The organism is Staphylococcus coagulans (assembly GCF_002901995.1).
GTDB classification, from domain to species: Bacteria; Bacillota; Bacilli; order Staphylococcales; family Staphylococcaceae; genus Staphylococcus; species Staphylococcus coagulans.
Genome location: NZ_PPQN01000036.1, coordinates 1 through 13,803, shown reverse-complemented (window position 1 = coordinate 13,803; position 13,803 = coordinate 1). Strand labels below are relative to the sequence as shown.

Here is a 13,803-nt window from a genome sequence, read left to right as displayed (position 1 = left end):
CCAAATATTATTCTAGCATGCTGAGGTGCCTATTTTAATACAACGGTAGAACCTTTCCGGAACCATACGCATAGCGCATGGTTTACTTTTATTCAATTTAAAACGAGTCAGGAGAAGTTAACCTGACTCGTTCTTGATTCTTGTGATTATCAATTAATCTTTGTTATTGTATCTTCAATCGACTTATATCGTATTATAAGCAATGATTATTAATGTGATGATGTTAATAAATATGGCCGTATATCAAGGACATTGTCAACGAGTATCTCTGCCCCATGTTGTTTGAGTTCATCTGCTGCCTTTTTGCCTTTTAAGCCGGTTAACGTCCCTATAAATCTTGCGTTGAGCACTTTGGCACTCAATAAATCCGCTAAGGAATCACCTACGATTGTGACATAGTCTGGATGCATACGCCCTTCTTGTTGTGTTGCATAGTCAAAATAATTTTCAAGCTGATTCCCTTCATATGTAGTGATATAACTGAAAGGGTTAGGCTTTCCAAGTGGTTTTAAATCAGGGAACATTTTTTCCGCTTCTAATACTTCGCTTGCGGAAACAATATGTTCTGCATCAAATAAATCTAACAAGCCAAGTGCCTCAAAAGGAACAATCGTTTCTGTACGTGGTCGTCCCGTTGCAATTGCAATGAGATAACCTGCTTGTTTCAAATCTGTTAATAATGTTTTAATCGGCTCAATAGGTGCTAGTGCAATTTCGTGGTATATGTATCCTTTTTTATATTGAGTTTTAGGCACTTTATGCTCGACTTTTTCATATAACTCATGACCTAAGTACCATTCTTGATAAAGCTCTTGCGCCAAATGCCACAATGGACTTTTCATATCAAAAAGAGACACTTGATTAGTATTGAGTTGTTTTTTCGCATGACCTTGTAAAGCTTCATAAATATGATTTTTACCAGGCTCAACATTTTCAATAAATTCTAATGGTTGTTTAAAAGAGACGTGGAAATCTGTCTTTATTTTCCCAATAGCACTTAATGTCTCAGCACTCCAAGTCTTAATCTCCAAAAATGCTTCCCTTTCTTTTGGAGCTATTTGTTTAAGATAGTCGATAAGATGAATTGAAAAAACAACAAACAACATATCCCAGTTTGAATTAATACCAAGTGATTTTAATTGATTAAGAATTTGATCATTCCTAAATAAGTGCGATCGAATGCTCGATATTGTTTCATCCGTCAATTGACTCAAATCCGTGTTGTGTTCATTTAATCCTAAATATGAAGAATGGTAAAGTAATTCATAGACTGTCAATGCCGAAACATCAAAACAGCGAGATTCATCTAAGAATACACCATCGACATCAAATAATACAGCTTTTACCAATCCTACCCCTCCTCTAACTGAAAATTCTGACAAAACTATTATAACATGATTTTCTTTTAGGAAAATCCCCGTATCTTAATCTGACTATAATTAAACCTGTTAATATACGCTACTTTAAATAGAAACAACAGAAAAGCATCTCTTTATACTTTTCTGTTGAATTTGAAACCTATTTTTGATTAACATATGCGTTTAATTCATCTTGCAATTGTTTCGTACGAGCGCTGATTTGCTGTGTAATATAATCAACCTTTTCTTGGCGATTTAATTCTTTAGGAATATCCGTAGTACTAATCGGTTCACCAAATTTGATATAAGCTTTTTTAGTAAATAACCCTCTAATTTGAGTAGGTCCTACATATGCTGCAGGTAATATAGGCTGTTTAGCAAGCATCGCAATTGTAGAAGCTCCACGTTTTAAAGGTACTTCTTCACTAGTGCGGTGACCAGATGGAAAAATTCCAACCGTTTTATTCTCTTTTAATAATTTTACCGGGATTTTTAACGTGCTCGGTCCAGGATTTTCACGATTAACTGGAAATGCATTTAACTGTGTTAAAAACTTACCAAACCATTTATTTTTAAATAGTTCTTGCTTAGCCATAAAGTGAATCTGATTTGGTAATAAAGCTACACCAAGTAAAATGATTTCATTGTAACTTTCATGATTACACGTCACCACATATTGATTGTTTGCGGGTTGATTTTCTTTTCCTAACACCTCTAAATTTCTCAATACTTTCACAATAATGAAATCAATCACATTACCTATAATCTTATATAACATTCTCACACCTGCTTTATCATTTTTTAACCCTTTAAATTCTATCACTTCGATTGTGATTCAACAACCATTCCATAAGATACATCTAAAGTCTGATAACATCATACTGGTAATATAGATTGAAAACAATCATAATATGAATTAAAGGAGGAATTTTATGCGAGATTTTGATAATGAACAAGAAGCTCATGGGACACCACATGAAAACGACAATCTAAATCAAAGAAGCAGTGATCAACGCTTCTCTTCAACTCACAGTTATAATCCACCTCCTCCACGAAAACCGAAACTGCCTTGGCTCAAAATCGTTTTGATTTCTTTAATCGCAGGATTGTTAGGTGGTTTAATAGTATTAGGCGTGGCAGGACTTTTTTCAAACGGTTCACTATTTGAAGGACATAATGGATCGCAAGTGAATGTGGCCAAAAATGATAACGGTGGCAATACGTTAGATGGAAAGAGCAACAAATACAAATCTGTGAATGAAATGATAAAAGATCAATCACCTGCAATTGTAGGTGTGATCAATGAACAGCAAGCACAAAGTCTTGAAGATCTGTTAAGAGGTAAATCGACTAAGGCCGAACCGACAGGAATTGGTTCAGGTGTCATTTATCAAAAAAATAATGGGGATGCATTTATTGTCACTAATAATCACGTGATTGAGGGTGCTTCTTCAATTAAAGTGCAATTACATAATTCTAAACAAGTAGATGCTAAATTAGTTGGAACAGACCCATTAACTGACATTGCTGTGCTTAAAATTAAAGACCGAGATGATATTAAGGCAATCACTTTCGCTGATTCATCAAAAGTTAAAACTGGGGATAGCGTGTTTGCAATGGGTAACCCATTAGGCTTAGAATTTTCAAACACAGTCACTTCAGGTATTATTTCTGCAAATGAACGAACAATTGAAGCTAACACTTCGGCAGGGCCCAATAAAGTTACAGTGCTTCAAACAGATGCGGCGATAAATCCTGGTAACTCTGGTGGTGCACTGGTCGATATTAACGGAAACTTAGTCGGCATTAATTCGATGAAAATATCTGCACCTCAAGTTGAAGGCATTGGCTTTGCAATCCCAAGTAATGAAGTGAAACTTGTGATTGAAGAATTGGTTAAGCATGGCGAAGTGAAACGACCATCTATTGGTATTGGTATGATTAATATTTCAGAAATACCTCAACAATATCGCAATGGTATCCACTCTGATTCTGGTATTTATGTTGCTGAAGTTCAACGTCGTGATATTGACGTCAAAAAAGGCGATATCATTACAGGAATTGATGGCAAAAAGGTAGATAGTGACACAGATTTAAGATCCTATCTGTATAAAAACAAAAAACCAGGCGAACATATCACATTAAAAATCAATCGTGACGGCAAAACAAAAGATGTGGATGTTAAATTATCTGAGTCAAATAAAACTTCATAAATGAGCAATACCCAGTCTTAACAAAAGGGCTTGGTGTAAAAATAGCTTAATCATCGGCTTCATCCGAGGTTTTCGTAAAACATCACGTAAATCTCGGATTTTTTCTTGAATACTTCTCTATTGATTTTTAAGTTTAATCAAACTTTCTACCCAGAGTATTGAAATGATACAAGCATTGAAGTTGTTTCTCTAAGAAGACCAATCATCCCATTCAACCCAGTAGAAATCAAAAAAGCTCTAAGATGGTTTTTATTAACAATCATCTTAGAGCTATTGAATTTGGATTTTATATCCAAACGCTTATTTATAATGCATCACATAAAAGGCAATTAATAACGGTAGTCATTAGTGAATAATTAGCCTATTTATTTATTTGATCTCAATTATTCAAAATTTACCATAAAGTATTTTTTCTTACCACGGCGAATGATTGTAAATGTATCCTCGTAACGATCTGATTCAGATAATGTATAATCTAAAGATTGCTGTCTTTCGCCATTAATGTAAATTGCACCATTATTAACATCTTCACGTGCTTGACGCTTAGATGGTGAAATTTTAGTTTCTACAAGAGCGTCCACAATGTTTGTTGTTTCACGAGATAAAGTCACTTGAGGCACATCTTTAAACCCGGCTTTGATTTCTTGTGAAGTTAACGCTTTAAGGTCACCTTTAAATAGGGCTTGAGAAATGCGCTTCGCTTCCTTTAATGCATCCTCACCATGAATAAAACGTGTTACACTTTCAGCTAATGTTGTTTGTGCTTTTCTTAAATGAGGTTCTGTTTGAACAGCAACTTCTAAGTCAGCAATTTCATCTTGAGATAAAAATGTAAAATACTTCAGGAACTTGATGACATCTTCATCAGTAGTGTTAATCCAAAATTGATAAAATTCATATGGGCTTGTTTTTTCTTTATCCAACCATACAGTTCCTGATTCAGATTTACCAAATTTTTTTCCATCTGCTTTAGTGACTAATGGGATTGTAAGGCCATATGCATCATTCACACCAAACATACGACGCATTAATTCAATACCACTTGTAATGTTACCCCATTGATCAGAGCCACCAATTTGAATTCGACAGTCATATTCACGGTTTAAATGACCAAAATCAATTGCTTGAAGAATCGTATATGTGAATTCAGTATATGAAATACCACGTTCGAGTCGTGATTGGATAGAATCTTTAGCAAGCATGTAATTAACACCCACATGTTTACCGTAATCACGTAAAAATGTTAACAATGAAATTTGTCCTAACCAATCTTTATTATTAACTAAAATGGGACCATTTTCAGTATTGAAATCAAACAATTGCTCCATTTGTTTCTTTATTCCTTGAACATTTCGTTCAACTTGTTCTTCAGTTTGTAATAAACGTTCTTCAGATTTACCAGATGGGTCCCCTACCATACCAGTAGCACCACCGACAAGGACAATCGGTCTATGACCCGCATCTTGAAATCGACGTAAAGTAAGATAAGGTAAGAGATGCCCGATATGCAAACTATCAGCAGTTGGATCTGCACCACAATATAATTTGACTTTCTCTTTATTTAAAAGCGCTTCTATGCCTTCTTCATCTGTTTGTTGATAAATTAAACCTCTCCAGCTTAATTCTTCTAATAATGCATTTGTCATAAATATTACCTCCCTAATTAAAATTATCAAAAATAAAAAGCACCACTTACATGCAAAATGTAAGGGCGCTTTGAAGCACGTTACCACCATACTTGGAACTCTTACAATGATACGTTCATTGTCAAACGATGAAATTCAATTAAGAGGTGTATTCATTAATGTATTATAATCAGTTCACACCACCCACTGACTCTCTTAATATAATCACAAAAACTACTTGTCCTCAATTTCAATACGTTATGTAATTTCATTTTATTATATAACCTTCCAAAATCGATGTCAAATACAACTCTAAAATGACCTCGGACACCTTTTTTAAAATATGCTATACTTTGATTAATATATGGAGGTCATGGTGTATGAAGTTAACAACAAATCATCAAAATCAAGCGACTTCATTTCTAGAACGGTATGATTATTATTTTAAAAGAATTAAACAGACAATCTTCTCTTTTATTATATTTTTATTATTAGGGATGATTTTTCTATCCGGTCTCACTTTAGGTTACTTTGCGAGTATTGTCTCAGAGGCAAAGTCAATTAATAACCATGAATTAATGAGTCAAATTACACACCTTCCAGAACTGAACTTGGCGCACCCCGAAAAAGAGAATTTAATTGCAGTCTATAATCAACAAGAGCCGCCTCTAATTGCAGGTCCAGCCGAGGTGTCCCCTTATGTGACAAAAGCATTAGTCGCTTCTGAAGATGCAGATTTTTATACACATAACGGTATTCTACCAAAAGCAATATTACGTGCAATGTATCAAGATATTTTTGATACTAAATTTGCAACAGGTGGGAGCACAATCACCCAGCAACTTGTAAAAAATCAAGTGCTTACGAATGAACGCACCTACGATAGAAAAGCAAAAGAAATAATGTATGCGATGCGCATTGAGCATATCATGACTAAACAAGAAATCATTTATACTTATTTAAACCTTGTTCCCTTTGGCTTAGATACACACGGTCAAAATATTACAGGAATTACATCTGCTTCATACGGTATTTTTGGCAAACCACCCCATGACCTTAACATCGCTGAGTCAGCTTATATTACAGGGTTACTACAAAGTCCTTATGTATATACCCCTTTCACTAAAGACGGCCAGTTGAAAGATAAGCAAGCACTCAATCTTTCTATTAACAGACAACATTATGTACTAAAACGCATGCGTGTTGAAAAAATGATTTCACCTCAACAATATCAACGCGCCCTATCATATGATATATACGACCACCTCTATCGAACACAGTAAAAGGCAGCAATCGAAGTCTAACTCTTCTGATTCCTGCCTTATTTTTTATTTAATTAACCTATTACTTTTGCACATCCATTTAGAACAAGCCAATGGCATGGCCGTCATCTGTCACATCCATATTTAATGCGGCAGGTTTTTTAGGTAATCCCGGCATCGTCATAATCGCACCTGTTAGTGCAACAATGAAACCAGCACCTGTTTTCGCCTCTAATTCACGAATTGTAATTTCAAATCCAGTCGGTGCACCTAATTGTGTTTGATCATCTGAGAAAGAATATTGTGTCTTTGCCATACAAACTGGATAATGATCCCAACCATTTTCTTTAAATTGTTGTAATTGTTTTTGCGCTTTTGAAGAAAATGTCACTTTAGAACCACCATAAATTTCTTTGACGATTTTTTCGATTTTTTCTTCAAGCGGTGACTCCAATTCATAAAGTCGTATAAAATCATTTGGTGTATTGACGACTTCTAACACTTTTTCTGCTAAATCAACGCCACCTTTACCGCCTTTTTCCCACACTTCAGTAAGAGAAAGACGTACATTGTTCGATTTAGCCCACTGCTCAACATACTCAAATTCGGCTTCGGTGTCGTGAATAAATGCGTTTAAAGCTACGACTGGTTCTACACCAAATTTTCGAATATTGTTAACATGGCGCTCTAAATTTTGAATACCTGCTTTAACTGCATCTACATTTTCTTCTTTTAGTTGATCTTTCGCTACACCACCATGCATTTTTAATGCACGTATTGTCGCAACAACGACAACTGCATCGGGTTCAAATCCAGCTTTTCTTGATTTAATGTTAATAAATTTTTCAGCACCCAAGTCTGAACCGAAACCTGCTTCTGTTACTACGATATCAGCTAAGTCACGTGCTGTTTCAGTTGCGATAATAGAGTTACAACCATGTGCAATATTCGCAAATGGTCCACCATGTACCAATGCAGGTGTCCCTTCTATTGTTTGAACAAGGTTTGGCTTAATCGCATCTTTTAAAATCATCGCTAAAGCACCTTCAACTTCTAAATCTCTAACAGTGACAGGTTGACGATCACGAGTATAGCCGATTGTAATCTTAGCAATATTTTCTTTTAAATCTTTAATTCCTGTACTTAAGCATAATATTGCCATAATTTCAGAAGCCACCGTAATATTAAAACCATCTTCACGTGGCACCCCTTGCGTTGGACCGCCAAGACCAACAATGACCTGACGTAACGCTCTATCGTTCATGTCTAACACACGTTTCCATTCAATACGTCGTTGATCAATACCTAATGCGTTTCCTTGATGAATGTGATTATCAATAAATGCAGATAAAGCATTATTGGCTGTAGTAATCGCATGAAAATCGCCATTAAAATGAAGGTTAATGTCTTCCATCGGCAACACCTGTGCGTATCCGCCGCCTGTTGCGCCACCTTTAATACCAAATGTTGGACCTAAGGCAGGTTCACGTAAAGCAACCATGACATTTTGATTGATTTGCTTAAATGCATCCGCAAGGCCAACCGTTACAGTTGATTTGCCTTCACCAGCTGGTGTAGGACTCATCGCAGTCACTAAAACCACTTTACCTTTTGTCCCCTTCGTTGTTATTTTAGAAATGTCTATTTTTGCTTTATAATGCCCGTATTGCTCCAAGACATCCTCAGAAATACCTGCACGTTCAGCAATCTCTTGAATTGGTCTTAATGTCGATTGGTTCGCAATTTCCAAATCTGATAAATGACTCACCATAGTCAACCCCTTTAAAAATTTAGTGTTAGTATGTAAATCAATGTTTAGAAACAGAGCAGCACGTGAAAAATTGAAGTCAACACGCTATTCAATCTAAATCACTTAACTGCAAGAAAAAGAGTGTGTTTATATTACCCGCCCTTTACCACTCATCATAACGAACAATGATGGCAATGTCGAACAAAATATGAAACATATTTCGGAAAAACTTATCCCTGAATTCCTGTATTTTTATCTGACAATAATGTTTTTTAATCCCTTTTATTGCTAAGCTTAATCAGTGAGTCCCATAAAATATAAAAATAAAATAAATCGTCTTTAAAAAATTAAAATATTTAAAAGGTGACTTGATAACGAGTGAGTTAACAACACTGATTAATAAACATAAATGTCTTATCTTTAATATTATTATCTAAAAACAACAAGGAACAAGACTAAATCAAGTAGCATCTATCACATCATAAATGGGCAGGACTAACGGCATTATCATTTTATCGTCCTCCCCAAAATAAAGATGACTAGAATTGAGCAGAGCATTAACCATACAGACCCTGGACAAACTAGGCATCTTTATTAATTTCATGTTGTCATTTATTTAAATTTATAAAGCTTGATGAATTCTTTTCAATAAACACTTTAATCTTCCATTGTGCTTAAATCACCAGTTGGCAAATCTAATTCCCACGCTTTAAGCACACGACGCATAATTTTACCTGAACGCGTTTTAGGCAATTTCTCCTTGAATTCGATTTCTCTCGGCGCAGCATGTGCAGCAAGCCCTTCTTTAACAAATTTTCGAATGTCCTCTTTCAGTGCGTCAGAAGGTTCATATCCTTGACGAAGTGCTACAAAAGCTTTGATAATCTCTCCACGTACAGGGTCCGGCTTCCCAATCACGCCCGCTTCAGCAACAGCTTCATGCTCGACTAACTTAGATTCAACTTCAAATGGACCTACTCTTTCACCAGCTGTCATGATGACATCATCCACACGACCTTGGAACCAGAAATAACCATCTTCATCTCGGTATGCGGAGTCACCCGAAACATACCAATCACCTATAAAGTAAGATCGATATTTCTCAGGATTTTTCCAAATTTCACGCATCATTGACGGCCAACCTTTTTTTATCGCTAAATTCCCCATGCGATTTGGCGGTAAAATATGACCTTCGTTATCGATAATTGCAGCTTCAATACCTGGCAATGGTTTACCCATTGAACCTAATTTAATATCCATATTGCGATAATTAACGATCATGTGACCGCCAGTCTCTGTCATCCACCATGTATCTAAAACACGTTTATGATAAACTTTTTTAGCCCATTTAATGACCTCTGGATTCAAAGGCTCGCCTACTGATAGAATACTTTTAACAGAGGAAAGATCATATTTTGCCACCAAATCATCACCAGCACTCATCAACATTCTTAAAGCAGTCGGTGCTGTATACCAAATGGTCACATTGAAATCCTCGATCATGCTGTACCAACCGTCAGGTGAAAAGCGGCCACCAGCAATACAGTTTGTTACACCATTTAACCACGGTGCAAAAATACCGTAAGATGTACCAGTAACCCAACCGGGATCAGCAGTACACCAATAAATATCATCTTCATGAAAGTCTAAAACATAGCGACCTGAAATATAATGTAACAACATTGCATTCTGAACATGCAATACGCCTTTCGGTTGGCCTGTCGATCCCGATGTATAATGTAATATTAAACCATCTTCACGGTTTAACCATTCGATGTCGAATGATGTATCCGCTTCAGCTAATGCTTGATTAAAATCGACATAATCAGCTTCAACGTGGTCATCTACAACCACAATTGTTTCTAAATGCGGTAGTTGTTCTTTAGGAATTCGCGGTAATAGTTGATTCGTAGTAATAACGACCTTAGCATCACTATTTTCTAGACGATCCTTCACTGCTTTTTCCATAAATGCTTCAAATAACGGACCAACAATTGCACCTATTTTAAGAATACCGAAGAAAGCGAAATAGAGTTCAGGCGTTCTTGGCATAAAAATAAAAACGCGATCTCCTTTTTGAACATGCGCTTGTTCTTTGAGCACATTTGCAGCTTGATTTGTTTTATCTTGCATTTCTTTAAATGTGTAACTTTCTTTCCGATTCTCATCTTTATAATTTAAAGCAATTTTATCTGCTTTACCTTCATTCACATGGCGATCGATACATTCATATGCCATATTGACCTTTCCAGTTTCATACCACGAAAAAGCTTTTTCAACTTCTTTCCAATCGAAATTTTGATATGTTTCTTGATAATTCGTTAGATTGAAATCTCCTTGTTCCCCTTTGTATACTTCGACTTTCATCACGAGTACCCCCTTTTGTAATCGCTTTCAAAAGTATTATAGCGTACTCGACTATTGTTTTCAAAATATTATACTTATTCTGACTACAAGATGAAAATTCACAAAAGTTACATTATAATAAATGTAGTGTAATACGTAAGAAAGGAGCTACCGTCATGTCTCATATAAAAACATACGAATACGAAAGTTACGAAAAAGCTGGTCAAACCTTTGTGATTGAAGGTCCTGTTTCAAAAGAATATTTACAAACAATGACATTTGACGAAGGACTTGATGCATTTCGTATACCCATTGCACAATTCGAAGCGATCCAAGATATAAGTTCTTTAGACGAAGGCCGCATTTATATCATTCGAAAAGCTAAGCATATTATTGGTTACGTCACTTATTTATATCCTGATCCAATGGAAAGATGGTCAACAGGAAATCTCCCTTATTTACTTGAATTAGGTGCTATAGAAATCAGCCTACCCTATCGTGGTCTAGGATTAGGAAACGCGTTGTTAAAAGTCAGTACACGCAGCCCTGAATTTGAGAATTATATTGTCATTACAACCGAATATTATTGGCATTGGGATTTGAAAAATTCTGGTTTAGATGTTTTTGAATATAAAAAACTGATGCAAGCAATGATGTCACATGGCGGATTAGAAGTATTTGCAACAGATGACCCTGAAATTACGAGTCATCCCGCAAACTGCTTAATGGCTCGAATTGGCAAAAATATAACTGTCGATCAAATGACAGAATTCGACAATATACGGTTTATGAATCGTTTCTTTTTCTAGGGGGTGTGTGGCATGAAAGAACAGTCACAACAAACAGGTTATGTCTATTCAGACGCACTTTTACGGTATCGCTTCCATAATAAACATCCGTTTAATCAAATGCGTGTTAAGTTAACCACCGAATTATTAAAAGCAACGGGTTACTTGTCAGATTCACAGATTATTAAGCCAAGACAAGCCACAACAAACGAGATTGCAACCGTTCATAATTATGACTATATTGAAGCCGTAAAACGTGGGGAAAAGAATATTTTAACTATTGATGAACAACAAAAATATGGTTTAGGGGATGAGGATACACATGTATTTTCAACCATTCACCGTAGCACAGCTACCATTATCGGAGGGGGATTAAATCTGGTTGATGCCATCATGACAGGTCAGTTTAGAAATGGTTGTCATCTTGCTGGAGGGCTTCATCATGCACACGAAGGTCGAGCGAGCGGTTTTTGTGTTTATAACGATGCAGCCATTTACATGAAATATCTCAATGAGCGATACCATCAACGTGTATTGTACATTGACACTGATGCGCACCATGGGGATGGTGTGCAATGGCGTTTTTTTACTTCAAATCAAATTATGAATTATTCAATTCATGAAACAGGGAAATTTTTATTTCCCGGATCAGGACACTACACTGAGAGAGGCACCGATCAAGGTTTTGGCTATTGTATCAACGTACCTTTAGAACCTTATACAGAACATGATTCTTTTATCGATGTCTTTAAAAAAACAGTAGGAAAGGTCGCAGAAGCATTTCAACCTGATTTTATTGTGAGTGTCAATGGTTCAGATATTCATTATTTAGATCCACTGACACATATGAGTTGCAACTTAAATACACTTTATGAAATCCCCTATATTATTACAGAGTTAGCAGAAAAATATTGTAACGGAAAGCAAATCATGCTAGGCGGTGGTGGTTATAATATTTGGCGTGTCGTACCTAGAGCTTGGAGTCATATTTATTTAAGTTTAATACACCAGCCACCGTTATCAGGAAGATTACCAGAAGTTTGGCTGAACAAGTGGCGTCATTATAGCCCTGTTCCAATTCCTGAATACTGGGAGGAACAGTTTGAAGATTATCAAGAAATTCCAAGAAGAGAAGCCATCACAAAACAGAACGAACAAGTTGCTTCTAACATTTTAAGTTGGTTTTAATAGTCTAAATTTTAAAAAAATAGCTGTGAAGAAATCTATTTTCATAAATTTCTTCACAGCTTATTTGAGTTTGAATTGAATATTAGCGTGTCGTGCCACGATATTGAATTTTATGTGGCAAAATAACGTTATGATCTTCAATTTCTTCGTTATTCATATATTTTGTAAGTAAACGCATACCAACAGCACCAATGTCATATAAAGGTTGAATGACACTTGATAATTGTGGTCGTACCATTTCAACTAAGCGTGTATTGTTAAAACTAACAACTTGAATATCTTTAGGTACTTCTAGTCCATGATCTAAAGCGGCGTGAACAATGCCAATTGCTTGTTCATCACTAATAGACAATACAACATCTGGTCGATATTCACTTAATTTCTCAAATGCACGTAACCCATCTTTATAAGTTTCATTCCCTACATATAACAGATGTTGATCCACTGTTAAATTATGCTTTTCTAACACTTTTTTAAGCCCATCATATGCATCTTCTTGTGCTTTTTTTGAATAGCCTCCACCAACAAAAGCAAATTTCGTTGCACCTGATTGAACAAGCTTTTCAGTGACTTCTTCACTTGCTTTAACAAAATCAATATTAACTGAAGCAATACCGTCGTCTTTACTATTCGTACCAGAAACCACCACTGGTATTGAAGCGCGACTAATTTGTTCTTTAATATCTTCCGTTAAAGTGCCCCCAAGAAAGATAATACCGTCCACTTGTTTACTTAATAAATTATTAAAAATCTCTTTTTCCTTATCAGGATCGTTATCAGAGTTTGATATGATTGTATGATATTTATACATCGTTGCAATATCTTCTAGACCTCGTGCTAATTGAGAGTAATAAATATTAGAAATATCAGGGATAATAACGCCAACTGTCGTCGTACGCTTACTCGCTAAACCTCTCGCAACGGCATTAGGTCTATAGTTTAAACGTTTAATAACTTCATTTACTTTATCTCTTGTTTCAGGTTTTACATTTTGATTCCCATTCACAACTCTTGACACTGTTGCCATCGAGACACGTGCTTCTCGAGCAACATCATAAATGGTTACAGTCATATTGAAAGTCCCTCCTCGAAAACGCTTTATTGTTTATTTTAATACGTTTTCATGTCATTTTCAAAGTTTATCATAATTTGACAAATTTAGAAATCTAAAACGCTTTCTTGTCAAATTTTTGTCATATTTAAAAACAATATTATAACGTAATTATTGTCAAAATGATAGATATACTCATTGTTTTATTGATATCTTATTTAC

At 35.6% G+C, this 13,803-nt stretch carries 10 protein-coding genes; 4 read left to right on the top strand and 6 right to left on the bottom strand.

Going from position 1 to position 13,803, the window contains the following annotated elements:
• Positions 1 to 209: 209 nt before the first annotated feature.
• Together CD118_RS08380 and CD118_RS08375 are read right to left on the bottom strand one after the other, a co-directional pair.
• Positions 210 to 1,349, bottom strand: a complete 1,140-nt coding sequence (locus CD118_RS08380) for an HAD family hydrolase (RefSeq protein WP_060829763.1) — start codon at positions 1,347 to 1,349, stop codon at positions 210 to 212.
• 169 nt (positions 1,350 to 1,518) lie between these two features.
• Positions 1,519 to 2,136 (bottom strand): lysophospholipid acyltransferase family protein, encoded by a 618-nt coding sequence (locus CD118_RS08375; protein WP_060829762.1) that lies wholly within the window; start codon positions 2,134 to 2,136, stop codon positions 1,519 to 1,521.
• Positions 2,137 to 2,290: 154 nt separating this feature from the next.
• Between CD118_RS08375 and CD118_RS08370 the strand changes: the two genes are divergently transcribed.
• Entirely contained in the window at positions 2,291 to 3,571 is a 1,281-nt protein-coding gene (locus tag CD118_RS08370) for a S1C family serine protease (RefSeq protein ID WP_060829761.1), read from the top strand.
• A 383-nt stretch (positions 3,572 to 3,954) separates the two neighbouring features.
• Here the strand turns inward: CD118_RS08370 and tyrS are convergent, their stop codons facing one another.
• Positions 3,955 to 5,217, bottom strand: coding sequence for a tyrosine--tRNA ligase (gene tyrS, locus CD118_RS08365; protein WP_050345502.1), 1,263 nt, complete (start codon positions 5,215 to 5,217; stop codon positions 3,955 to 3,957).
• Positions 5,218 to 5,576: 359 nt separating this feature from the next.
• Here tyrS and CD118_RS08360 point away from each other — a divergent pair, with 359 nt between their 5' ends.
• Positions 5,577 to 6,479: a biosynthetic peptidoglycan transglycosylase gene (locus tag CD118_RS08360; protein ID WP_060829760.1), complete on the top strand. Its 903-nt coding sequence runs from the start codon at positions 5,577 to 5,579 to the stop codon at positions 6,477 to 6,479.
• A 79-nt stretch (positions 6,480 to 6,558) separates the two neighbouring features.
• Here CD118_RS08360 and CD118_RS08355 read toward each other — a convergent pair whose 3' ends face one another.
• Both CD118_RS08355 and acsA read right to left on the bottom strand, forming a co-directional pair.
• Positions 6,559 to 8,226, bottom strand: coding sequence for a formate--tetrahydrofolate ligase (locus CD118_RS08355; RefSeq protein ID WP_060830509.1), 1,668 nt, complete (start codon positions 8,224 to 8,226; stop codon positions 6,559 to 6,561).
• Positions 8,227 to 8,865: 639 nt separating this feature from the next.
• A complete protein-coding gene (acsA, locus tag CD118_RS08350) occupies positions 8,866 to 10,575 on the bottom strand; it encodes an acetate--CoA ligase (protein WP_060829759.1) in 1,710 nt (569 codons plus the stop codon).
• A 155-nt stretch (positions 10,576 to 10,730) separates the two neighbouring features.
• On the opposite strand from acsA, the gene CD118_RS08345 reads away from it, so the two are divergent.
• The gene (locus CD118_RS08345) at positions 10,731 to 11,363 is read left to right on the top strand and encodes a GNAT family N-acetyltransferase (protein ID WP_050330663.1); all 633 of its coding nucleotides are present in this window, start codon (positions 10,731 to 10,733) and stop codon (positions 11,361 to 11,363) included.
• A 12-nt stretch (positions 11,364 to 11,375) separates the two neighbouring features.
• Positions 11,376 to 12,530, top strand: a complete 1,155-nt coding sequence (locus tag CD118_RS08340) for an acetoin utilization protein AcuC (protein ID WP_050345501.1) — start codon at positions 11,376 to 11,378, stop codon at positions 12,528 to 12,530.
• Positions 12,531 to 12,612: 82 nt separating this feature from the next.
• Here CD118_RS08340 and ccpA read toward each other — a convergent pair whose 3' ends face one another.
• Positions 12,613 to 13,602, bottom strand: a complete 990-nt coding sequence (gene ccpA / locus CD118_RS08335) for a catabolite control protein A (protein ID WP_103356561.1) — start codon at positions 13,600 to 13,602, stop codon at positions 12,613 to 12,615.
• Positions 13,603 to 13,803: the final 201 nt, after the last annotated feature.

Coding starts and splice junctions, on each gene's coding strand:
- CD118_RS08375 (WP_060829762.1), bottom strand. CDS start 2,136: ATGTTATATAAGATTATAGGTAATGTGATTGATTTCATTATTGTGAAA.
- CD118_RS08370 (WP_060829761.1), top strand. CDS start 2,291: ATGCGAGATTTTGATAATGAACAAGAAGCTCATGGGACACCACATGAA.
- tyrS (WP_050345502.1), bottom strand. CDS start 5,217: ATGACAAATGCATTATTAGAAGAATTAAGCTGGAGAGGTTTAATTTAT.
- CD118_RS08360 (WP_060829760.1), top strand. CDS start 5,577: ATGAAGTTAACAACAAATCATCAAAATCAAGCGACTTCATTTCTAGAA.
- acsA (WP_060829759.1), bottom strand. CDS start 10,575: ATGAAAGTCGAAGTATACAAAGGGGAACAAGGAGATTTCAATCTAACG.
- CD118_RS08345 (WP_050330663.1), top strand. CDS start 10,731: ATGTCTCATATAAAAACATACGAATACGAAAGTTACGAAAAAGCTGGT.
- CD118_RS08340 (WP_050345501.1), top strand. CDS start 11,376: ATGAAAGAACAGTCACAACAAACAGGTTATGTCTATTCAGACGCACTT.
- ccpA (WP_103356561.1), bottom strand. CDS start 13,602: ATGACTGTAACCATTTATGATGTTGCTCGAGAAGCACGTGTCTCGATG.